Source organism: Aestuariivirga litoralis, assembly GCF_015714715.1.
GTDB classification, from domain to species: Bacteria; Pseudomonadota; Alphaproteobacteria; order Rhizobiales; family Aestuariivirgaceae; genus Aestuariivirga; species Aestuariivirga litoralis_A.
In genome coordinates, this window is sequence record NZ_WAHS01000002.1 from 115608 (window position 1) to 135749 (window position 20142).

The 20142-nt window shown below is 58.1% G+C and carries 23 protein-coding genes; 7 read left to right on the forward strand and 16 right to left on the reverse strand.

Translation table 11 applies throughout. From position 1 onward, the window contains the following. Nucleotides 1–37 precede the first annotated feature (37 nt). From F8B91_RS12195 to F8B91_RS12205, 3 genes are read left to right on the forward strand one after another with little or no spacing between them, the layout of a single operon-like run. Nucleotides 38–1012 carry a histone deacetylase family protein gene (locus F8B91_RS12195; RefSeq protein WP_196504104.1) on the forward strand — a complete coding sequence of 325 codons (975 nt, stop codon included), beginning with the start codon at nucleotides 38–40 and terminating at the stop codon, nucleotides 1010–1012. Next, a complete protein-coding gene (locus F8B91_RS12200; protein ID WP_196504105.1) occupies nucleotides 1005–1250 on the forward strand; it encodes an exodeoxyribonuclease VII small subunit in 246 nt (81 codons plus the stop codon). The genes F8B91_RS12195 and F8B91_RS12200 overlap by 8 nt, the downstream gene beginning before the upstream one ends. Then, complete coding sequence (locus F8B91_RS12205) at nucleotides 1247–1972, forward strand: TlyA family rRNA (cytidine-2'-O)-methyltransferase (RefSeq protein ID WP_196504106.1); 726 nt, start codon at nucleotides 1247–1249, stop codon at nucleotides 1970–1972. Before F8B91_RS12200 ends, F8B91_RS12205 begins: the two co-directional genes overlap by 4 nt. Here the strand turns inward: F8B91_RS12205 and F8B91_RS12210 are convergent. From F8B91_RS12210 to F8B91_RS12245, 8 genes are all read right to left on the reverse strand, one after another. After that, the gene (locus tag F8B91_RS12210) at nucleotides 1969–3111 is read right to left on the reverse strand and encodes a trans-sulfuration enzyme family protein (RefSeq protein ID WP_196504107.1); all 1143 of its coding nucleotides are present in this window, start codon (nucleotides 3109–3111) and stop codon (nucleotides 1969–1971) included. The genes F8B91_RS12205 and F8B91_RS12210 overlap by 4 nt on opposite strands. 63 nt (nucleotides 3112–3174) lie before the next feature. Continuing rightward, on the reverse strand, nucleotides 3175–3387 hold the full coding sequence (locus tag F8B91_RS12215; RefSeq protein WP_196504108.1) for a hypothetical protein: 213 nt from the start codon (nucleotides 3385–3387) through the stop codon (nucleotides 3175–3177). An 89-nt stretch (nucleotides 3388–3476) separates the two neighbouring features. Continuing rightward, the gene (gene pdxH, locus F8B91_RS12220; protein WP_196504974.1) at nucleotides 3477–4109 is read right to left on the reverse strand and encodes a pyridoxamine 5'-phosphate oxidase; all 633 of its coding nucleotides are present in this window, start codon (nucleotides 4107–4109) and stop codon (nucleotides 3477–3479) included. Next, on the reverse strand, nucleotides 4109–4636 hold the full coding sequence (locus tag F8B91_RS12225) for an SRPBCC family protein (RefSeq protein WP_196504109.1): 528 nt from the start codon (nucleotides 4634–4636) through the stop codon (nucleotides 4109–4111). Before F8B91_RS12225 ends, pdxH begins: the two co-directional genes overlap by 1 nt. 67 nt (nucleotides 4637–4703) lie before the next feature. Beyond that, nucleotides 4704–5351 (reverse strand): dihydrofolate reductase family protein, encoded by a 648-nt coding sequence (locus F8B91_RS12230; RefSeq protein ID WP_196504110.1) that lies wholly within the window; start codon nucleotides 5349–5351, stop codon nucleotides 4704–4706. 10 nt (nucleotides 5352–5361) lie between these two features. Beyond that, nucleotides 5362–6339, reverse strand: coding sequence for an SRPBCC family protein (locus F8B91_RS12235; protein ID WP_196504111.1), 978 nt, complete (start codon nucleotides 6337–6339; stop codon nucleotides 5362–5364). A 4-nt stretch (nucleotides 6340–6343) separates the two neighbouring features. Beyond that, nucleotides 6344–6667 carry an ArsR/SmtB family transcription factor gene (locus tag F8B91_RS12240; RefSeq protein ID WP_196504112.1) on the reverse strand — a complete coding sequence of 108 codons (324 nt, stop codon included), beginning with the start codon at nucleotides 6665–6667 and terminating at the stop codon, nucleotides 6344–6346. After that, on the reverse strand, nucleotides 6667–7095 hold the full coding sequence (locus F8B91_RS12245; RefSeq protein WP_196504113.1) for a DoxX family protein: 429 nt from the start codon (nucleotides 7093–7095) through the stop codon (nucleotides 6667–6669). Before F8B91_RS12245 ends, F8B91_RS12240 begins: the two co-directional genes overlap by 1 nt. A gap of 163 nt (nucleotides 7096–7258) precedes the next feature. Between F8B91_RS12245 and fabI the strand changes: the two genes are divergently transcribed. Genes fabI through aroC form a run of 3 tightly spaced genes read left to right on the forward strand, consistent with a single transcriptional unit; the run spans nucleotide 7259 to nucleotide 9794 of the window. Further along, nucleotides 7259–8086: an enoyl-ACP reductase FabI gene (gene fabI, locus F8B91_RS12250; RefSeq protein WP_196504114.1), complete on the forward strand. Its 828-nt coding sequence runs from the start codon at nucleotides 7259–7261 to the stop codon at nucleotides 8084–8086. Between the two features lie 10 nt (nucleotides 8087–8096). After that, the gene (locus tag F8B91_RS12255; RefSeq protein WP_196504115.1) at nucleotides 8097–8699 is read left to right on the forward strand and encodes a histidine phosphatase family protein; all 603 of its coding nucleotides are present in this window, start codon (nucleotides 8097–8099) and stop codon (nucleotides 8697–8699) included. A gap of 9 nt (nucleotides 8700–8708) precedes the next feature. Further along, nucleotides 8709–9794 (forward strand): chorismate synthase, encoded by a 1086-nt coding sequence (gene aroC / locus F8B91_RS12260; RefSeq protein WP_196504116.1) that lies wholly within the window; start codon nucleotides 8709–8711, stop codon nucleotides 9792–9794. Here the strand turns inward: aroC and F8B91_RS12265 are convergent, their stop codons facing one another. Beyond that, nucleotides 9795–10343 (reverse strand): class GN sortase, encoded by a 549-nt coding sequence (locus tag F8B91_RS12265; protein WP_196504117.1) that lies wholly within the window; start codon nucleotides 10341–10343, stop codon nucleotides 9795–9797. A 62-nt stretch (nucleotides 10344–10405) separates the two neighbouring features. Next, complete coding sequence (locus F8B91_RS12270; RefSeq protein ID WP_246715247.1) at nucleotides 10406–12544, reverse strand: marine proteobacterial sortase target protein; 2139 nt, start codon at nucleotides 12542–12544, stop codon at nucleotides 10406–10408. 170 nt (nucleotides 12545–12714) lie between these two features. Between F8B91_RS12270 and F8B91_RS12275 the strand changes: the two genes are divergently transcribed. Then, complete coding sequence (locus tag F8B91_RS12275; RefSeq protein ID WP_196504119.1) at nucleotides 12715–13473, forward strand: helix-turn-helix domain-containing protein; 759 nt, start codon at nucleotides 12715–12717, stop codon at nucleotides 13471–13473. Here F8B91_RS12275 and F8B91_RS12280 read toward each other — a convergent pair. The 6 genes from F8B91_RS12280 to F8B91_RS12305 all read right to left on the reverse strand — a co-directional run bounded on the left by F8B91_RS12280 (nucleotide 13465) and on the right by F8B91_RS12305 (nucleotide 20127). Then, the gene (locus tag F8B91_RS12280) at nucleotides 13465–14277 is read right to left on the reverse strand and encodes a 4-(cytidine 5'-diphospho)-2-C-methyl-D-erythritol kinase (RefSeq protein ID WP_196504120.1); all 813 of its coding nucleotides are present in this window, start codon (nucleotides 14275–14277) and stop codon (nucleotides 13465–13467) included. The genes F8B91_RS12275 and F8B91_RS12280 overlap by 9 nt on opposite strands. Beyond that, complete coding sequence (locus F8B91_RS12285; RefSeq protein ID WP_196504121.1) at nucleotides 14277–15992, reverse strand: tetratricopeptide repeat protein; 1716 nt, start codon at nucleotides 15990–15992, stop codon at nucleotides 14277–14279. The genes F8B91_RS12280 and F8B91_RS12285 overlap by 1 nt, the downstream gene beginning before the upstream one ends. A gap of 88 nt (nucleotides 15993–16080) precedes the next feature. Then, nucleotides 16081–17337: an amidase family protein gene (locus F8B91_RS12290; protein WP_196504122.1), complete on the reverse strand. Its 1257-nt coding sequence runs from the start codon at nucleotides 17335–17337 to the stop codon at nucleotides 16081–16083. Then, complete coding sequence (locus F8B91_RS12295) at nucleotides 17334–17738, reverse strand: ectoine synthase (RefSeq protein ID WP_196504123.1); 405 nt, start codon at nucleotides 17736–17738, stop codon at nucleotides 17334–17336. Before F8B91_RS12295 ends, F8B91_RS12290 begins: the two co-directional genes overlap by 4 nt. 74 nt (nucleotides 17739–17812) lie before the next feature. Further along, nucleotides 17813–19321, reverse strand: coding sequence for a TadE/TadG family type IV pilus assembly protein (locus F8B91_RS12300; protein WP_196504124.1), 1509 nt, complete (start codon nucleotides 19319–19321; stop codon nucleotides 17813–17815). Nucleotides 19322–19485: 164 nt separating this feature from the next. Then, nucleotides 19486–20127, reverse strand: coding sequence for a glutathione S-transferase family protein (locus tag F8B91_RS12305; RefSeq protein ID WP_196504125.1), 642 nt, complete (start codon nucleotides 20125–20127; stop codon nucleotides 19486–19488). Nucleotides 20128–20142 lie beyond the last annotated feature (15 nt).

Sequence of the window (20142 nt, forward strand, 5' to 3'; positions counted from 1 at the left end):
TATAGCATCTGCTTCCAAATTCGGCTAGCCAAGCGCCATGCCCACACTTGTCTATTCTCACCCAACGTCTTTGGCCCATCAGACGCCGGATGGCCATCCGGAGCGGATTGACCGCATCCGCGCCGTGCATCAGGTGATCTCCTCGCCGCTGTTCAAGCCGCTGGTTCACCGCGAAGCGCCGCTGGGCACTGGCGAACAGATCATCCGCGCCCACACCGAGGAGCATTACCAGCGCCTCTTGGCGGCTGCACCCGAAGTGGGCTTTGAATATCTCGATTCTGACACCGTTATGAGTGCGGGCACTTTGCCCGCCGTCCTGCGCGCCGTCGGCGGCGCCTGCGCTGCCGTCGATGCTGTGATGAAAGGTGATGGCGAAAATGCCTTTGTCGCCATGCGCCCGCCCGGCCACCATGCCGAGCATAACCGGGCTATGGGCTTTTGCTTTTTCAATCAGGCCGCCATCGCTGCCTTGCATGCGCGCGCCAAACACGGCGCGCAGCGCGTGGCCGTGATTGATTTCGATGTGCATCACGGCAATGGCACACAGGATATTTTCTGGTCGGATGAAAATCTGTTCTACGGGTCTACCCATCAAATGCCGCTTTATCCCGGGACCGGCTCACGCAGCGAAACCGGCGTGGGCAATATTTTCAATGCGCCTTTAAAGGCCGGCGATGGCGGCGTGGAATTTCGGGAAGCGATGAACAGCGTCATCCTGCCCGCGCTCAACCTGTTTGAGCCGGAACTGCTGATCATCTCCGCCGGTTTCGATGCGCATGTGCGCGATCCGCTGGGCAGCCTCGAACTGGTGGAAGAAGATTTCGCCTGGGCCACTTTGCAACTGATGGAAATTGCCGACACGCATTGCGATGGTAAAATTGTTTCGGTGCTGGAGGGCGGCTATGATCTGCAAGGTCTCGCCGGCGGCGTGGGCGTGCATTTGCAAACGCTGATGCATGGCTCCGCCTTCATGGACGGCATGGAAGAACAAGAGGAAGACGACAATGAGTGACGCCACCGATATCACCGGCATGACCTTTGAAAAGGCCTTGGCCGAGCTGGAAACCATCGTGGCCAAACTTGAAAGCGGCAAGGTTGACCTCGAAGAATCGATCAAGATCTATGAGCGCGGCGAAGCTCTGCGCAAGCATTGCCAGACCAAACTGGCAGAGGCAGAAGCCCGTATCGAAAAGATCACGCTCTCGCCGCAGGGCAAACCCACCGGCGTGACCAAGCTGGATGTGGAGTGAGCAAACTCCGCCTCGATGAAGCCTTGGTGGTGCGCGGGCTTTATCCCTCGCGGGCCCGTGCTCGTGATGCTGTGATGCGCGGCACCGTGCTGGTCAATGAAGCCCCAGCCCGCAAGCCCTCGCAGAACATTTCCGAAGAAGACAAGTTGCGCGTGCATGACAAGGCGCGCGACTATGTATCCCGCGCCGCGCTGAAACTGATCCACGCGCTTGATCATTTCAATATTGAGGTGGACGGGCGCCGTTGTCTGGACCTTGGCGCTTCAACCGGCGGTTTCTCTCAAGTGCTGTTGGAGCGCGGCGCATCACAGGTCATCGCCATCGAAGTTGGCCACGGCCAGATGATGCTGCAGGATGAGCGGCTGGATCTGCGTGAGGGCGTGAATGCGCGTGACCTGACGCGTGATGACGTGCCGGATGATGTGTCTCTGGTGGTCTGCGATGTGAGTTTCATCCCGCTGCACATTGCACTGGGGCCCGCGCTTGAACTGGCGACGGAAGGTTCTCATTTGGTGGCGCTGATCAAGCCGCAATTCGAAGTGGGCCGCGACGCGCTGGGCAAGGGTGGCATCGTGCGCGAAGAACATCTGCAGCAGCAGGCCTGTGACGATGTGGCGGAATTCATCCGCCGCAACGGCTGGCGCGTGCTCGGCGTCACCGCTTCACCGATGGAAGGCGGCGACGGCAACAGAGAATTCCTGATCGCCGCCCATAAAGGCTAAACGCCCGAAAGCGCCTGCTCAATATCGGCGATCAGGTCATTCACATTCTCGATGCCGATCGAAAGGCGCACGAGATTATCAGGCAACGTACTCGTCGGCCCCTCCACCGTCTTGCGATGTTCGGCCAGGCTTTCCACCCCGCCAAGCGAGGTGGCTGGCGCAATGATTTTCAGCAAGGTACAAAACCGCTGCGCGCCATTGAAATCCGATTTGACCTGCAAGCTCATCATGCCGCCATAGCCACCGGTCATCTGCTTCTTCGCGATGGCATGGCCGTTCTGCGTGGCAAGGCCAGGATACAGCACGCGCTCGATCTTCGGATGATTGGAAAAATGCCGCGCAATGGCCAGCGCATTTCCGGTGGCCTGATTGTAGCGCACAAACAACGTGCGAAGCCCGCGCAGCAGAAGCCAGCATTCAAATGGCGGCAATGGCGAGCCGGTGATCGTGCGCAAGCGTTGCACTTCCTGCCAGCGCGCATTCACTTCGCGCGTGACCAATATGCCAGCCAGAACGTCAGAGTGCCCATTGAGATATTTGGTGGCGGAGTGGAAAATAACATCTGCACCCAGCGTAAGCGGATTGCAGGCCACAGCACCCAGCGATGTGGCGTCCACCGCGAGGATGGCGCCCACTCTATGCGCGGCGGAAGCAGCGGCCGCAATGTCGATCACGTCCCAAGTCGGGTTCACCGGAGTTTCGATCCACACGAGATCAGTCTTCGGTGTAATTGCTGCGGATAGCTCTTCGAGATTGCTCGGATCACACAGCGTGAGCGAAATGCGGCCCTTTCTGTCCAGTTCCTGCAGCCAGGCTCTCACGCCGTAATACATCACCGCGGGCGCCACCACATGCCCACCTTGCGGAATGGTTTCGGTCAGCGCCACCACGGCAGCCATACCTGAGGCGAAGGCCAAGGCAGCAGCGCCCTTCTCCAAACGCGCCACCGTTTCTTCAAGCGCCCACAAATTCGGTGAACCGTTGCGCTGGTAGTTCTCTTTCAGTCGTGGCTGATAATTTTCATCACGCGCATACGTCGTGGTTAGATAAACGGGTGGAGATACGGCGCCGGAATGCGGCTCGATGCCGGTGGCACTCTGCGCGGCAATGGTTTCAGGACGGAGTTTGGAGTTCGACATGTGGGGCCAGATAGAAATGTGAAGGAATATCCTTCAACACCACTGGCCCCGCATGATCAAGTCTTAAGCTGCGGCGTGCTTTCGCGTTGCAGTCTTTTTCACCGCGTGTTTCTTGGGGTGGTATTTTTGCGCTTTGATAAAGATCGCTTCGCGCTTGTCGGAATTTTTGGCCTCTTCAACGTCTGGGCCACCTTCCGAAACAAAGCGCATCATCGCATGCTTGTCAAAATCATGCTTTGCGGGTTTCTGCATCCAGTTCTTCAACCAGTTGAACATCTGAAGCTCCATTCAAATAACTGAGATCGCCAGGCCCGTTCTGGGCCCGCGTTACAGACATTCAATGTCTGGAGGGTCGTTTTGGTTCCCTAGGGATAGAGCTTCACCTTGTTCCAGCTATCGCCCACTGCGGCGCGGCGGAAAGCCACCCGGTCATGCAGGCGAAAAGGCCGGTCATGCCAGAATTCAATCGACAGCGGCTTCACCCGAAAGCCACTCCAATAGGCCGGGCGTGGCACGTTTCCGATGGCATATTTGGCTGTGTACATGGCCACTGATGCCTCCAGTGCGAAGCGCCCTTCCAGCGGCCGTGATTGCGCACTGGCCCAGGCGCCGATGCGGCTGTCGCGCGCGCGCGAATTAAAATACGCATCAGCTTCCGCGTCCGTGACCTTTTCAACGAGCCCACGCACCCGCACCTGGCGGCGCAGGCTTTTCCAATGAAACACCAAGGCCGCCTTCAGCGTGGCCAGCAATTCCTGGCCTTTTTGGCTTTCATAATTGGTGTAGAAAACGAAACCTTGTTCATCAAAGCCCTTGAGCAGAACCATGCGCGCATTGGGCAGGCCTTCTTCATCCACCGTGGCCAGCGTCATCGCATTGCCGTCATTAGGCTCGGATTTCTCCGCGTCCTTCAGCCATTCGGCAAACAGCGCAAACGGGTCATCACGCTCGGTGAAGCCCGCTTGCGCCGTGGTCACTTTCAAGCGTTCAAGATCCATCATTTCTCCACGATCGTCTTGATACTGGCCAAGCCCTTTTCAAAATCCTTGCCGACGATCTTGTCCATGTCGAACACAAAGCTCAGCACGCGAAACAGGAACGGGCGCGTACCACGCATTTCCCATTTCAGATGCGTGCCCTTGTCCTTCGGCGTCAGGGTGAACTCGGTGATGTTGGAAGCCTGGAACGGCTTGATGAAATTGAGATCAAGCTGCATGCGGTTGGGTTTTTCTGATTGCGTGATGTGCATCACACCTTCGCCCACCTTCTTGTTGCCCACCCAGGCATAGTGCGCACCCACACCCGCATCAGCGCCGGAATACGTGCGTTTCAGATTGGGGTCCATACCTTCCCACGGCGACCAGGCGGTCCAGTTGCGGAAGTCATTCAGCTGGTCAAACACCTTGGCTTGCGAGGCGTTGAAATCCGCCTCGCGCACCACGCTGAAGGACGGTGACTGCATCAGCCCGTAAAGCAGCAACGCCGCAACAATGACGACGATGATGATGATGAGTGCGATGAGCATGCTGGCCTGTCCCCGTTATGTGATCGGCCAAGCATAGAGGCCATACAGCCCGTCCGTCCAGACGCCTTTATTTCAGTTTTTGATAGACCAGATGCAGCGCGCCCTCGCCTGCTTTGGTTTCAACGCAGGAATAGCCAAGCTTGGCCAGATCAATGCCGGCCAGCAGATTTTCGCCCTTGCCCATCACCAATGGCGAAATGGCCAAGTGCAGATGATCAACCAGGCCCGCAAGAAGACCATTGCGAACAGTCTGAACGCCACCATTGAGCCTGACATCCTTGCCCTGGGCTGCGGTTTTGGCCTTTGCCACCACAGCAGCGAGATCATCTGACACAAACTCAAACACCGTGCCGCCCTCCATGACGAGGGACGGCCTTGGGTAATGCGTCATCACAAAAACCGGAGTGTGATAGGGCGGATTTGGCCCCCACCAGCCTTTCCAGCTTTCATCCGTCCATTCACCGCGCTGCGGCCCGAACATGTTGCGGCCCATGACCGAAGCGCCAATATTGTCAAAGCCGGTGGAGGCGAATTGATTATCAATACCGGTGCTGCCACCATCTTTTCCAATCATGGTTTTGAACGTTTTGGTAGCCAGAAAAGACTTCGGCAATTCCATGCCGCCCTCGCCAAAGGGATTTTTCAGAGTCTGGTTTAACCCGGCGGCAAATCCATCCACCGAAACCATGAAATTCTCAACGCGTACTCTCGACATTTTTATCCCCTCAATTCGCAGCGAGATATTTTTGCAAGGAATCCAGCGTGCCGGTCCAGCCGCCGCTCATGCTGGCATGGGCAGCGCGGAAGGTCTGGCCTTCCTCATCATCAATGCCGGCATAGATCCATGAGATTTTCAGCTTGGTGGAATTCGGTCCTTCCGGGATGAACTCAAACTGCGTCACCATTTCCAGCGGCCAGGTCGGCGACATGGGATGTTTGGTGATCCCGCCGTCCCTGTCAGAGAAGCTCTGCAGATAGACCACGCGCGAATGCGGAGTGATCTCGGTGTAAGTCACCTTGCCCCACATTTCGCCGCCATTCGGCATCGCCAGCCCATAATGATAGGTGCCGCCGGGCTTCAAATTCTGCTCGGCCTTTATCACCGTCATGCCGGGTGGTGCAAACCACTGCTTCATTTCCTCCACGCGCGTGCAGGCCTGAAACAGCCGCTCTTGCGCAACGGGATAAGTGCGCTCGATGACGAACATGTTCTTCTCATCAGCCATCGGCGCAACATAAGCTGCGAGGCGGTCGAGATTCTGCTTGCCGCCCTCGGCCACGCCGAAGCTCAAAATATTGTCGCGTGCTGCCATGCTGGCTTCATTGACGCGAAGTTCAATGCGGGTCTTGCCGCCCTCTTCTTCGAACAGTTCCAGCTCGCCCACGAATTTGTGGTCGAATTCGCTGGCGCCGCCATTGTCATGGTCCCAGCGCATGTAACGCGGCGGATCAATCTCGCGGTAGATAATGCGGTTCGGCCAATCCTTGCCATCGGGCCCATGCATGGTGAACAGCCATTGCCCGTCCACTTTCACATCCATGCTTTTGATGCTGTTGCGGAAGCCGTCCGGCCCCCAGAAATGCTTGATGTGTTCCGGCGTGGTCAACACTTTCCAAACCAGGTCACGCGGCGCGGAGAGGAGACGGGTGGTGATGATCTGCGGCTTGTCTTCAGGAAGAATGGTCTTCGAAAGGCTGGTCATGGTTTTACTCCTTGATTGAACTCAAATAGGTGGCGAGGCGGTCAAGCCGCTGTTCCCAGATTTCGCGGTACCCGCTCATCCACGCATCCACTTCGGCAAAGCCTTCGGGTGAAAGCTTACAGGGGCGCTGCTGGGCGGCACGGCTGCGGGTGATCAGCCCCGCCACTTCCAGCACTTTGAGATGCTTGGAAATGGCGGGCAGGCTCATGTCAAAAGGTGCAGCCAAGGTGTTCACCGTGGCCTCTCCCTCGCGCAGCCTCGCCAGGATGGCGCGACGCGTCGGGTCGGCCAAAGCCTGGAGTTTGAGGCTGAGCGGATCAGAGGTCATTACTTCAGGCAGGTCCGGTTCCAGGTGAGAACACGGCCCGGGCCACTCACCGCGCCGAACAGCAAGCCGGCAGCAAAGGGAAAGTGGCTGACAAAAGCGCCGAAGTTCAAACCTTCAGCATCTTTCGACCAGGTGCTCATGCCGTGGAAGGAGAAGGCGAGGAACACGACATAGATGGCAGCGAGAATGCAGGCCTCGCGGAAATACGCGCCAGTGAGGAAACTGATGAACAGTGCGAGTTCAAAGATGGCCGCAATCCAGGCCAGCGGCACTGACATCGGGAAGCCCGCTGATGCAATGTAAGTCGCGGTCATGTTGATATCGATGAACTTGAACGTGAAGGCCATGGCGAACATCGCGGCCATCACCAGCCGGCCGACCAGCAGCGCCGCGGTTTTCCAGCCTTGGTTTTGAATTGTCTTATCCATAACATCCTCCTTATTTATCTATTCAGTTAATTAACTTGTGAGTTAAGTACAGAAACCGAAACACTCTGTCAACGGCCCTCCACTTTCTTTCGTTCCTTTTTCATGGCAAGACGCGAAGCGGGTTTTGCGGAACCCTGACCGTTACAGATTTTCGGGGTAAATAATGAGCAATACCAAAGGTTTGATGGCAGGCAAACGCGGCCTGATCATGGGCGTGGCCAACAACCGGTCAATCGCCTGGGGCATTTCCAAGGCCTGCGCCGACCAAGGCGCTGAACTGGCTTTCACCTATCAGGGCGATGCCCTCAAGAAGCGCGTCGAACCGCTGGCCGCCGAACTCAATTCCAAGATCGTGCTGCCCTGCGATGTGTCGGACATGGCTTCGCTCGATGCCGCCTTCGCCGAATTGAACAAGCATTGGGACTCAATTGATTTCGTCGTCCACGCCATTGCCTTCTCCGACAAGGATGAGCTGACCGGCCGTTACGTCGATACCTCGCCCGGCAATTTCTCCAACACCATGTTCATCTCGATCTATTCGTTCACCGCCGTCGCCCAGCGCGCCGAGAAGATGATGACCAAGGGTGGCTCCATGCTCACCCTCACTTATTACGGTGCCGAAAAGTGGATGCCGCATTACAATGTGATGGGCGTGGCCAAGGCCGGCCTCGAAGCTTCCGTGCGCTACATGGCGGCTGATCTCGGCGAGAAAAACATCCGCGTCAACGCAATCTCCGCTGGCCCGATCAAGACGCTGGCTGCGTCAGGCATCGGCGACTTCCGCTACATTCTTAAATGGAACGAATATAACGCCCCCCTGCGCCGCACAGTCACCATCGATGAAGTGGGCGACAGCGGCATGTATATGCTGTCCGATCTGTCGCGCGGCGTCACCGGCGAAATCCTTCACGTTGATAGCGGCTATCACATCGTCGGCATGAAAAATCCCTCGGCACCGGATATGGGACCCGCAGGCAGCCATAGCGAGTAATCGCAGCAACGTGGCGACACTGCCTCCCATCTATTTCATCCGCCACGGCGAGACCGACTGGAACAAGCAGGGCCTCGTTCAAGGCTCCATCGACATTGATCTCAATGAACTCGGCCGCAAACAAGCGGCTGAACTGGCGCAGGCTTTGCTGGCCCACAAGCCAGAACTGACCGGCTACAACTTCTTCGTCTCACCCCAGCGCCGCGCCCAGGATACGATGGCGGCCATCGCCACCGCTCAGGGCCGCGACCCCAAATCCATCACCACCGATGCCCGCCTGCGCGAACTCGGCTTCGGGATATGGGAGGGAAGGCCGTTCTGGGAAGTCAAAGCTTCACCCATCTATCCCGCCGATCTGGAAGGCCGCTTCTACTGGCGGCCTGAAGGTGGAGAATCCTACGAAGACGGCGTGGCTCGGGTACAAAGTTTTCTGGCCGATCTGACCGGCCCTGCCCTCGTCGTCTCGCATGGTGCAGTCGGCCGCTGCCTGATGGGGATCATCGCCGGCCTTCCGCCTGAGCGCATTTTGGAATTGCCCACGCTGCAGGGCCATTATTGTAAAATGGAAAACGGCGCGATCCAGTGGTTTGACTGCATGCATGAGGCGGTTTAGACCGTTTATATGTCACATAATACCTTTGGCCATCTGTTCCGCGTCACCACCTTTGGCGAAAGCCACGGCGTAGCGATTGGCGCTGTCGTTGATGGCTGCCCGCCCAATCTGAAAATCTCGGCCGAAGAAATCCAGGGGTTCCTCGACAAGCGCAAGCCCGGCCAGAACCGCTTCACCACCCAGCGCCAGGAAGCTGATCAGGTGAAAATCCTGTCGGGCGTTTTCGAGGATGAACGCACCGACGGTCTGCGCACCACCGGCACGCCGATTGCGCTGCTGATCGAAAACACTGACCAGCGCTCGAAAGACTATACCGAAATCCGCGACAAATTCCGCCCCGGCCATGCGGATTTTTCCTATCAGGAAAAATACGGCATCCGCGATTATCGCGGCGGCGGCCGTTCATCAGCGCGCGAGACCGCTTGCCGGGTGGCCGCCGGTGCCATTGCCCGCCTGGTCATCCCGCAGGTGAAAATTCGTGGCGCGCTGGTGCAGATCGGCCCGCACAAGATCGACCGCAAGAATTGGAACTGGGGCACGGTGAATGAAAACCCGTTCTTCTGCCCCGATGCCAAAGCCGCCGCGGAATGGGAAACCTATCTCGATGGCGTGCGCAAGGCGGGTTCATCGGTAGGCGCCATCATCGAAGTCACCGCGTCGGGCGTGCCCGCCGGCTGGGGCGCGCCTTTGTATGGCAAGCTCGATGCCGAACTGGCCGCCGCCATGATGAGCATCAATGCGGTCAAGGGCGTGGAGATCGGCGACGGTTTCGCCGCCGCTGCGCTTTCCGGCGAAGAAAATGCCGACGAAATCCGCATGCGCCGCAATGTGCCTGAATTCCAGGCCAACCATGCCGGCGGCGTGCTCGGGGGCATATCTTCAGGCCAGGATGTGGTGGTGCGCTTCGCAGTAAAGCCCACATCCTCAATCCTGAAATCCCGCCAGACCGTGACCAAGGAAGGCGAAGACGCCGACATCATCACCAAAGGCCGCCACGATCCCTGCGTAGGCATCCGCGCGGTACCAGTAGGCGAAGCCATGATGGCCTGCGTCCTGGCCGACGCCTTCCTGCGCCATCGCGGCCAAGTGGGTTAATCATTTCACCAGCACCGCCTCTACCAGATACCGCTGCTTCCCATGCGTCAGCGCATCGAACGGATAGCACGTCGAAAGCACCAGATTGAATCCCGCCGCATGGCGATCTATGCCTGACGCATCAGCATCCGCAATGCGCGTGCCTGTCACGCGGTAATCAAAGCGCAAGCCGTCATTGCGGGTGATGGCGATCACATCGCCCACAACGACATCCTTCAAAAAAGCAAAATGCGTATCGCGATGCGCCGCGATCACACTCGTGCCGCGCTCGCCCGGCTTGGCCGTTTCATCGAGCAGCGAAGGACCAAACGCCAACGCCTCACCGGATGCGCCTTTCAGCACAATCGCCTCAGCACCGATGCGGTTGATCTCCAGCTTTGCCACCGGCCAGGTATCAGCCCAGCTCCACGCCTTGACCGGTTTGCCCGTGATGACCGATTGCGCAAAGGCGCGCTCCAGCAACACTTGCGCCAGAGCAGCCTTGGCATAGATGTATCCCGCCTGACCCCCAAGCGCCAAAGCCGCTGCGATCAGCAGCAGCCCCAGCATTTTGCGAAGATCAAAGCTCCCTCCCCGTTTCCGGGGAGGGAGCACTGCGCTGCAGGTCACGCTCATGCCGTTTCCTTTTTGCGCAGGAGCACAACGCCGCCGAGGGCGAGCAGCATTGCGAGCAGGGTGAGCAGCCGTGCATCCGTTGCCGTCTGCGGCAGGGCCACAGGGGCAGCGGCTTCGCTCATCTTGGCCTTGATGGGCTGCAGTAGGTCAGCCTCAGTCTTCTGCATCTTGGGCGCATCTTCGACAGCTTTCGGACCGAAGACACTTTCCCAAACCCAGCCGGCCGGCAGGTTGAGCGGCACATCCGCACGCGTCAGCACATAGCCGGGCGGGCGCTTGGGCGACTTGTCGATGGCGATCAGCGAAGTCTGGCTCGACACCAATTGATGTTCCAGAGCAACACTCAGCACCGCCTTGTCGGCAGAGGCCTGGTCCATCTGGCCCAAAGTGGTTGCCACTTCGATCTCGGCGATCTTGCGGCGCGCCCACAGCTTGGCAATGCCATCACCTGCGGCGGCCTTGTCCACCGGGAGCGAAACTTCCCATGGCTGGTCTCCGATCTTGCCAGTCAGTTTAACCGTGCCAGACAGTGCCTTGTCGTCGGCAAAGAACATCACCGGTTCACCGCGATAAACATCCGGAAGATTCTCCGGCGTGATCTTGGCATTGGAACCTGCGATCTCGGCCTTCAAGTCCGTGATCACCGGATGGCCGATCTTGCCGAACAGCTCGGTCATGCGCGCCGTCAGCTGGTTTGGCTCGCCGATCTGGGTGAAACTGCCACGGCCCAGTTCAGCCGCGCGCGTCATCAGATAGGTGTTGGGTGCAGAACCGATGCCCACCATGAACACGCGGCTGCGGCCGCGGCCCTTGGCAATGGCGTCGAACAATTCCTGCTCGTTGCTGATCTCACCATCGGTGATGAACACCACCTGGCGCAGATGGCCCTTGTCGCTTGGCGTGGCATCATTCAGCGCGTCCTTCATCGGGGCCACCATTTCGGTGCCGCCATTGGCGGTGAGCGCATCAACGAAATCCTTCGCCTTCTGCACATTGCCTTCCGAAGCCGGAATGCTGCCGCCGAACACATTGGTCATCGTGTCGTCAAAGCGGATCACGTTGAACAGGTCATCCGGCTTCAGCTGGGCGAGACCATAAAGCAGGCTTGCCTTGGCTTGCGGCATTGAAGCGCCATCCATCGAACCGGAATTGTCGATCACAAAAGTGATGTCGCGCGGCACGTTGGTGCCCGGTCCGTTAACGTCAGGAGGTGTAATGAAACCAAGGAGATAGTCGTGACCGTTCACATTCTGCTTGAACAGGCCGGCCTGCGGTGCATCACCCTTGGCCTTCCAGGTCAATTCAAAATCACGGTCAGCCGGCACGATGCCCGCAAGCTTCACGACTTTCGACTGCGCATCCTTGTCGGTCACATCCACGGCATGGAAGGAGCTCTTCACATCACCCAGATCAAAGCCGGCATTGAGATTGACGGTGATCGAAACCGGATTCGTCACGCCATCGGTGGCGGGATAAAGAACCGGAGGCTGCGGCACTTGGGTTGTGGTAGTGCCCAAGCCCTTGTTGTTGAAATCCACCGACTGCACGATGGGGGCCGGCTCGTAGCGCGGCGCCACCACCAGCGGCAGTCGCAGGGAATAAGTGCCGCTGCTTTGCGCCACGGTTTCCTGATATTCGATCTGCACCAGAATTTTTTCATGCGGTCCGATATTGGCCACGCTGTTGGTGAACAGATTGGGGCGCACTTGTTCCAGCAGGGCTGCCGACTTTCCATCGGCCTTGGCCTTTTCATATTCCTGCTTGGCCTCAACCTTTTCCTTCACCTCGCCAACAATGACGCGCGTGCCAGACACGATCTTCAGCGTGTCCACCGCCGAATTGTCGGGCAGCGGAAAAACATAAACGCCTTCGATCCATGAATCTGACGGGTTGTAAAATTGTTGCGTCACCACGGTGCGCGCCGTGGGTCCCGAAACAGTGGTCGTGTAATCGGTCGCCACTTTGGGCGCTTCGACAAATTTGTTCGCATCCTTGGTGTTGAACAGCAGCGATCCGGACTGCATGTCATTGATGCCAACCACGGCGAAGGCCGCCTTGGCCAAAATCAAAAAGCTAGAGAGAAAGATGAAAGCGGCCGCCCATATGGGCCGGCGCGGATTTAGTGAAGTAAGCATGAGTTCCTCCATGGGTTAAGTTTTGCAACCCTCCCCTCCGTGATAGGCGTGCACGCCGATGCGCCGCCAATGTGAACATCTGGAAAGATTCCCCAGCCACCGCATTGATCCGTAAGGGCCGATGTGGAAATGTGCGGTTTGTTACGGATTTGTCCGTGAGCTGGGGATTGATGAGCGACGACGACCTTTCAGAAGCCGAGAGCAAGGCCATCGGCCAATCCATCCGCGAGGAACTGGCGCGCAAACGGCTGACAAGGCAGCATCTGGCCGACCTCGCCAAGATCAGCCTCTCAACGCTGGAAAAGGCCCTCTCAGGCCAGCGGCCTTTCACTTTGGCCAGCGTGGTCCGCATCGAAGAAGCGCTGAAATTGCCGCTGCGCAAAGCGCGCCATGCGCAGACCGCGATGGGCCCCAGCATTGCGCCGCCTGAAATGGGCTCCTATTCGCATGGCGCCGTGTCATGGCTGGAGGGTGATTATCTCACCTTGCGCGCCTCATTTTCCACAGCAGAAGCGATTTACGCTTACTCAACTTCGATCAAATGGGATCAGGCGCTGTCGCATCTCTGCTTCCACGAATCCGAACGGCAGGACCCGCAATACAAGCAGGATGGCTTCGTCTCGGTGCCGCACCAGTCGGGCTATATCTATCTGGTCACCAACAAGCTGGGCCAATATCGCATGGTGATGCTGACACGCCCGATTATCAGCGGCGAAATGTATGGCTTGCTCAGCACGCTACAATCCGGCCGCGCCTCGCAGCTCACGCCGATTTCAACCCCGGTAGTGCTGGCCCCCGCAAAGCAATTCGGTACAGAAATCGAATTCGGCGTGATCGAAGCCAGCTCGAAAGTCTATGAACGTTACCGCAAGCTGCTGAAGCGCGCCCATGACGAGCCCTTCGTGCTGTTCGGCAAGCAGCTAAGCTAACCGCGCCGCCTTGATCCACCAGCCGGGATAAGCTTGGCGCAACCGCTCGGCCTCTTCTTCCGCCTGCGCAAAACTCTGCGCCAGACCAAAGCAGGTCGCCCCCGAACCAGACATCAGGCAGGGCGTGAGCTTGGTGTTTTTCAACTCACTCAGAACAGCGGCAATGGCGGGTTGCACTGTAAGCGCTGCTTGCGTCATGTCATTGCGCCACAGGCCACGGCCGCCGCGATGCACGGCACCTGGCGCAATCCCCATCGCCTTGAACACCGCCGCCGTCGCGCAAGGCAGCAGCGGATTGGCCAGCACGATCGCCGGCGGAAGTTCTTTCTTGAGCGGCTCCAGCTGATCGCCAATGCCCTGCATCAGACACGGTTGCCCTTGAAAACACACCGGCACATCCGCACCGATAGCACTCAAGCCCGCAATCTGCGCCGCATCGAGCGATTGTCCTGAAAGCTTGAGCAGCCCGCGCAGCATTGCCGCCGCATCGGCAGAACCACCACCAATGCCGGACGCCACCGGCAGGTTCTTTTCCAGCTGCACCGAAACAAACGGCACATCCATCAGTGTGCCCAGATGTGCCCAGGCTTTCCAGATGATGTTGTCGTCACCGCTCGGCACGTCTGCTGCAAATGGCCCGCTCACAACCAGAGCATTCGCCGCCGCAGGTTCAAGCACCAGCTTGTCCGCCACATCGGCAAAGGCCACGATGGATGATAGCTCATGATAGCCATCCGCCCTGCGGCCCTTCACATGCAGCGTGAGATTGACCTTGGCGCGCGCAGATTCAACGATGGAAGACATCAACCGTTGGTGGGCTTGGTGTCGGGCGTTGCGTTGACGGCAGGCTTCGCAGGATCAGCGTCCGGCAAGCCGTCTTTCAGCTTGGCCTGAATGCGTGGGATCTCCACATCATCGGGATGATTGTCGAGCGCGTGCTGCCACTGGAATTTGGCTTCCAGCTTGCGGCCCACTTTCCAATACACATCGCCCAGATGGTCCGCGATGATCGCATCAGACGGAATGAGATCAACCGCGCGTTCACAGTATGTCACCGCCTGGTCATAGTCGCGCAGCACATAATAAGCCCAGCCCAGACTGTCGGTGATATAGCCATCATTGGGTTTCAGGCTCACCGCCTTCTTCACCATGGCGATGGCCTCATCAAGGTTCACACCACGGTCAATCATCGAATAACCGAGATAATTGAGCACTGAAGCATCATCATTGGAAAGCTTCAGCGCCTTGCGGAAATCCACTTCGGCTTTGTCATACTGCTTCAGGCGGTCGTAATCGATGCCGCGGTTATAATAGATGCGCCAGAGATTGGGGGCATCTTCCGGCAGCAGCGTGATGGCCTGGGAATAGGCTTCGGCGGCCAGTTCATGCTTGTCAGTGGCGCGGTAAATGCCAGCCAGCGTTATCCATGCAGCATCATCCTTCGGGTCGGCGGCTACTACAGCTTTCAGCTTGGTGATGGCATCATCGCTTTTCTCAAGCCGGTGCAGGTTGAGAGCCATTTCCGTTTCGGCATTGCTGCGCAGAAGTGAATCCTTGGGCACCAGATCAAATGCCGCGTTAGAGCGTTCATAGAGCTTCATGTCGCCCAGAATGCCACCCAGCGTGGTCAGCACGAATGGCTTGTCGGCCGCAACCGAAAGTGCCAACTGCGAATAGATCAAGGCCGCATCAGAAGTCTGGTCGCCGGTGAGCGAGGCCGAAATCGAATAGAGCACTTCGCCCGCACCCGCCGACACGCTGGGCACGAACAGGCCGGGCTTGGTGCCGCTGGCCAAATTATCAAGCGCCTTCTGCACAAAGGCATTGCCTTGCCCACCTTCAAGATATTTCTTGTACACTGCGGAGGCATCATCCTTGCGGGCCTGGCGCTCGAGGAAATTGCCATAAGCCAGCGTCACGCGCAGCGCATTGGGCGAAAGCGCAATGGCCTTTTTATAGAAGCTCTCAGCGCGCATGCCGGAATTGAGAAGATCACAGATCAGCGCCGCATGAAACGCCTTGGACCCGGCAAAAGCGTCCTGCGTGTCCAGCTTGTCGAGTTCGCGCAGCGCGGCATTCAACTGGTTCTCGCCCGCATAGCTCCAGGCATTGAGCAGCACGGAGGTCAGCGTGCCAAACGGCGTGTAGGCCGCCTCGTTGAAGTTTTCGCGCGCATCGGCGTAACGCTTGGCCTTGAAATTCTTCAGGCCCAGAACCAGCCGCGCTGTGCGTTGCTGGCTGTTGGTTTTGACCACCTGCGCCGCCAGTGGCTCGGCCGAGGCAATGTCGCCCTGCATGACTTTCACTACAAACAGGCGCTCAAGCAAAATCCCATTGCCGGGATCCTGCTTCAGCGCCGCACTGGTGAATTGCTCAGTGGCAGAAAGGTCCATCAACCGGCTGGCGGTGCGCGAAGCCAGGTAATCGCCGGAGAAAGTGTCTTCGTTGGGCGTGCCGGCGGAGGCCGAAACGGATGCAAAAAGCGAGAGGGAGAAAAGCGAAAGAGCCAGAAGCCGCATGGAAAATCCCGAAATAAACAAATCGCAGTGGATTGAGGCTAAAATTGCGGTTTTTCTGGGCCGGGGCAAGTGAAAAGGGCGACAGGCTCTAGGACTTCAGACAAGCTTCCAAAGCGCGCGCCACTTGCAACAGACGAACGTCATCGCCACGCAAACCATTGGCCATCAGCCCGATCGCACGGCCCGGACTTCGCAGCGGCAGGCTGATGCTGGGCACGTTGATGCGGTTGGCGAATTCAGTGAATTTCATCGCTTGCAGATTGAGCGCCAGATAGCGCTCATCTTCCGCAATGGCAGAAATAAGCGGCGGCTCGATGGGAATCGTCGGCATCAGCAAAGCGGCATAGCCGTCGATGTCGCGCGCATAAGCCTCAGCCAGCAAAGCCAGCTTTTCTCGCGCGCGGATATAATCATGCGCGCGGATATTTTCACCGGCAGCGATCCGCGGTCCCACGCGGGGATCATAGAGCGCTGCACGCTGCGCCAGCAGGTGTTGATGCCAGACAAAGGATTCCGCCGCGACAATACCACCCTCGCGCGCCAGCCGCCCGGCATCAGCGAGATAGGCCATGTTCTTGTCTTCAACCACCGCACCCTGCGCCACCAGCGCAGCCAGTGCCGCGTTGAAGGCAGACAGAACCGCAGGCTCAGTATGTGCCTCGACAAAGTCGCGCGGCACAACAAAGCGCAATCCCTTGATAGACGGCAAAGCCGCCTCAACCATGCGCCCCGTTGCTGCGGCGTCGAGCCGGTCGCAAAGCACAACCGACGACGCGAGGAAACCCGCCGTATCCAGACTCAGCGCTAAGGGCACGATTCCCTTATCGCTATAGCGGCCCTGCGTGGGTTTGAATCCAGCCACACCGCACCAGGCCGCCGGAATGCGCACCGATCCGCTCGTGTCGGTTCCCACTGCCGCATCCACCACGCCCAGAGCGACAGTCACCCCCGCGCCAGAAGAAGAACCACCCGTCAGACGCGCTTCACCGGGATAGACCGGCGTGGAGGGCGTGCCGAAATTGCTATTCTGCCCTAGCGCGCCATAGGCGAATTCCACCATATTGGTCTGCGCCAGGAAGATCGCACCTGCTGCCCGCAAGCTGGCAATCAGCGGTGCATCCAGTGCAGCCACAGGCTCATCCCGCAAAACGCGCGAGCCCGCACTGGTGACCCAGCCTTCCACATCAACATTCGCCTTGATGCTCATCACCAGCCCGGCCAGTGGGCCAGACGATGCGCCACGGGCCTGATCATCCCAATGCAACACCGCATGGGCAAGACGATCACTTTCGGTCTCACGCAGCGCCAAACGCGCCCGCACATCAGCGTCGAACCCAGTGCTCAAGCTTTGGTGTCCAATTCTTCCGCTGGGGCATAGCTCCCATCAGGCCGGTGCACTTCCGTGCCGGTCAAAGGCGGATAGAACACACAGACCAGGCGCAGATCACCCTTCGTCGCGCGCAATATGTGGCGGTCATTCTTGTCCAGCGCATAAAGCGTGCCGGGCTTGATCGGATAGGTTTTGCCGGTGGCCACAACCACCACTTCGCCCTCGCCGGCGATGCAGTAATTGGCCTCGAAGTGATGCTTGTATTCGAGCGTTTGCTCGGTGCCTTCAGTGATCACCGTGTCATGCAGCGAAAAGCCCATTCCGTCAGAGCGCAGCAACATGCGCCGGCTGCGCCAGACATCGCCCCTCACATCGCGTTCACTACCCTGGATTTCTTCAAGCGTCCGGACGATCATGCAGCCTCGCTGTCCCTTTGAACTGATTGCACATCAGCTTGCAGGGAGAGCGGGCAGATGACAACGGATTTCGCCTAGCTGGAAATACGCATCGCCAGGATCTGGTTGGCCAGCGACGAGAAGGCGGCATCCAGCGAGGTCGAGTCAGCATCGATAATATGGCTGGAATCGGTGGCGCAGTTGTTCACCAGGTCCACGCGCTTCTGATAGGACTTGTTGAGCTGGAAAGTGATGACATAGATTTCAATCCCGGCGTCTTGCGCGGCGCCACACATAGCAGCCGATTGTGTGTAGGAATCGCCGTTTGTCGGGGCGCAGCCGATATGCTGGGACGGATCGCCACTGCCGACTACCGACCAGTAATAGGGATTTCCCGAACTGCCATTGGTCGTGTCATAGCCGGTGATCACACCCTTGCAGTAGGCACTATTATATTCACCGTCGGTCATGATCACCATGACCTTGCGCACTTTGGTGGCGGGATCCGTGGTTGTCAGCTTGTCGTATCCGGCGGGAATACTGGAACCTGACCAGATGCCCACATTGGGTGATAGCGCATACCAACCCCAGGCCAAACCTACCTGTCCTGCGGTTGAATTGCTGGCGGCCATGGTGGTGATCGCGGTATTCAAAATCGTTGCACTGGTGGACAAGGGTATAACGGGGGTCACCGTGCAACCGTTGGCGCTGCCCGCATAATTCCAGCCCACTGGATAGACGCTCATACTTGCATCGGTATAGGCCGTGGCCCCCGTGCGCTCGGTCACGCAATTGGTGACGGGCAACGTTTCCTGGCAAACGTTATTGGAATTGTTTGAATAGTTATCGCAGCTACTGGAATAGCTAGCTTTGTAGGTTGATGAGGTGTTGAACTGCTGGAAAGCCTTGCCCACGCCGTTATTGCTGGTGCCGGATTGCACAGCACCACGCGCCGCAGCCGCCATCACGGCCGTACCCATATTCACGCTGTTGTTATACGGCACCAATGCGATCTTGGTGTAGTAAGTGCCCTGCGTGGCGGGCATCACCGTGGTGATGAATTTCTGCGCCGCCGCCTTGAGGTCGGTGATCGCCGAGTTGCCGGTTTTGGCATTGATGCTGTTCATCGAATTGGTGTTATCGAGCACCAAGGCCACTTCCAGATTGATGCCGGACTTCAGCACTGTGCTGGAAGCGTTGAGATTCATCGTGGTATAGCCACCCACCGCCATGAAATAGGTGGTGAGCTTGATGGACGCAGTGGAGGTGATGCTGGTCGTGCCGTTCTTTACGCTGAAGGATGTGATTTGGGCATCGCCCGCATTCTCGTAATTCTGCGTGACATAGGCTTTGGAAATGGTGGTCAGCGAGGCGTCTGTGGCGCTTGCATTGTTAGCCGAATAAGCGGCTGCATAAAGTGTCGCGGTGTCGAGGGCTGCGATCAGCTGGGTGCGGGCATTCAGCGCGCGCACATAATCCACTGCCACACCGGCACAGACCATCAGAGGTGCCAGGCAAAGCCCCAGGATCAGGCTCATATTGCCACGGTCATGCCGGATAAAGCGGCGCATCACCGTCAAAACGCAATTGATCACCAGATTCATCACAAACCTCTCCCAAGCCAAGCCGAAGCGGCAAGTTAGAGACAATGTTTATAAATCTGCCCTCACTGCGCATGGGGATGGGATGGGCGAGATGGGTAAAATCTCTCACATCCCTAATGAAAAATGAAGTTTAACAACTATAAATTGAATTACAGCCCAATGACTCATTTCCGAGTGTTGAAAGCCAATTGAGCTTCATAAGCCCGCTTGTAGGCCGGCCGCGCTTCTGCGCGCGCCACATAATCCGCCAAGACAGAAAATTCATTCAGCAGGCCAGATGGCTTCAGACGCTGCAGCACCGAAACCATCATCAGGTCACCAGCACTGAAATCCCCATCAAGCCATTGCGCATCACCCAGCCGGACCTCCACTTGCCGCAAGGGCTTGCGCATCCGCTCCACGACCAGCGGCAGGCGCTCCTTGCTCCACGGCTTGTCGCTTTCCAGAAGCCTGGCATTCGCGAATTCCAGGATCGGTGGTTCCACACTGTTGACGGCGGCGAACATCCAGCTGATCGCCCGCGCCCTTGCATCTGCAGCCTTGGGCAGCAAGCCCTCATGCTGCTCAGCGATGTGAAGGATGATCCCTCCCGACTCGAACAGCACCAGGCCGCCTTCCTCATAGGTGGGAATCTGCCCAAAAGGCTGCAGCGCCAGATAGGCCGGCTCTTTCAACGCAGCGAAGGTCACGGGCCGCACTTCATAGGCCTGGCCCACTTCTTCCAGAGCCCAGCGCACGCGAGTATCACGCGCCAGCCCCTTGCCACCATCGGGCGATCGGTCAAAGGCGGAAATAGTGACGGTCATCGTGAAAATCCTCCG

What these genes read in the sequence shown, in the direction of transcription:
- F8B91_RS12195 (WP_196504104.1), top strand. Translation starts at nt 38, where the DNA reads ATGCCCACACTTGTCTATTCTCACCCAACGTCTTTGGCCCATCAGACG.
- F8B91_RS12200 (WP_196504105.1), top strand. Translation starts at nt 1,005, where the DNA reads ATGAGTGACGCCACCGATATCACCGGCATGACCTTTGAAAAGGCCTTG.
- F8B91_RS12210 (WP_196504107.1), bottom strand. Translation starts at nt 3,111, where the DNA reads ATGTCGAACTCCAAACTCCGTCCTGAAACCATTGCCGCGCAGAGTGCC.
- F8B91_RS12215 (WP_196504108.1), bottom strand. Translation starts at nt 3,387, where the DNA reads ATGTTCAACTGGTTGAAGAACTGGATGCAGAAACCCGCAAAGCATGAT.
- pdxH (WP_196504974.1), bottom strand. Translation starts at nt 4,109, where the DNA reads ATGGATCTTGAACGCTTGAAAGTGACCACGGCGCAAGCGGGCTTCACC.
- F8B91_RS12225 (WP_196504109.1), bottom strand. Translation starts at nt 4,636, where the DNA reads ATGCTCATCGCACTCATCATCATCATCGTCGTCATTGTTGCGGCGTTG.
- F8B91_RS12230 (WP_196504110.1), bottom strand. Translation starts at nt 5,351, where the DNA reads ATGTCGAGAGTACGCGTTGAGAATTTCATGGTTTCGGTGGATGGATTT.
- F8B91_RS12235 (WP_196504111.1), bottom strand. Translation starts at nt 6,339, where the DNA reads ATGACCAGCCTTTCGAAGACCATTCTTCCTGAAGACAAGCCGCAGATC.
- F8B91_RS12240 (WP_196504112.1), bottom strand. Translation starts at nt 6,667, where the DNA reads ATGACCTCTGATCCGCTCAGCCTCAAACTCCAGGCTTTGGCCGACCCG.
- F8B91_RS12245 (WP_196504113.1), bottom strand. Translation starts at nt 7,095, where the DNA reads ATGGATAAGACAATTCAAAACCAAGGCTGGAAAACCGCGGCGCTGCTG.
- fabI (WP_196504114.1), top strand. Translation starts at nt 7,259, where the DNA reads ATGAGCAATACCAAAGGTTTGATGGCAGGCAAACGCGGCCTGATCATG.
- aroC (WP_196504116.1), top strand. Translation starts at nt 8,709, where the DNA reads ATGTCACATAATACCTTTGGCCATCTGTTCCGCGTCACCACCTTTGGC.
- F8B91_RS12265 (WP_196504117.1), bottom strand. Translation starts at nt 10,343, where the DNA reads ATGCTGGGGCTGCTGCTGATCGCAGCGGCTTTGGCGCTTGGGGGTCAG.
- F8B91_RS12270 (WP_246715247.1), bottom strand. Translation starts at nt 12,544, where the DNA reads ATGCTTACTTCACTAAATCCGCGCCGGCCCATATGGGCGGCCGCTTTC.
- F8B91_RS12275 (WP_196504119.1), top strand. Translation starts at nt 12,715, where the DNA reads ATGAGCGACGACGACCTTTCAGAAGCCGAGAGCAAGGCCATCGGCCAA.
- F8B91_RS12280 (WP_196504120.1), bottom strand. Translation starts at nt 14,277, where the DNA reads ATGTCTTCCATCGTTGAATCTGCGCGCGCCAAGGTCAATCTCACGCTG.
- F8B91_RS12285 (WP_196504121.1), bottom strand. Translation starts at nt 15,992, where the DNA reads ATGCGGCTTCTGGCTCTTTCGCTTTTCTCCCTCTCGCTTTTTGCATCC.
- F8B91_RS12295 (WP_196504123.1), bottom strand. Translation starts at nt 17,738, where the DNA reads ATGATCGTCCGGACGCTTGAAGAAATCCAGGGTAGTGAACGCGATGTG.
- F8B91_RS12300 (WP_196504124.1), bottom strand. Translation starts at nt 19,321, where the DNA reads ATGAATCTGGTGATCAATTGCGTTTTGACGGTGATGCGCCGCTTTATC.
- F8B91_RS12305 (WP_196504125.1), bottom strand. Translation starts at nt 20,127, where the DNA reads ATGACCGTCACTATTTCCGCCTTTGACCGATCGCCCGATGGTGGCAAG.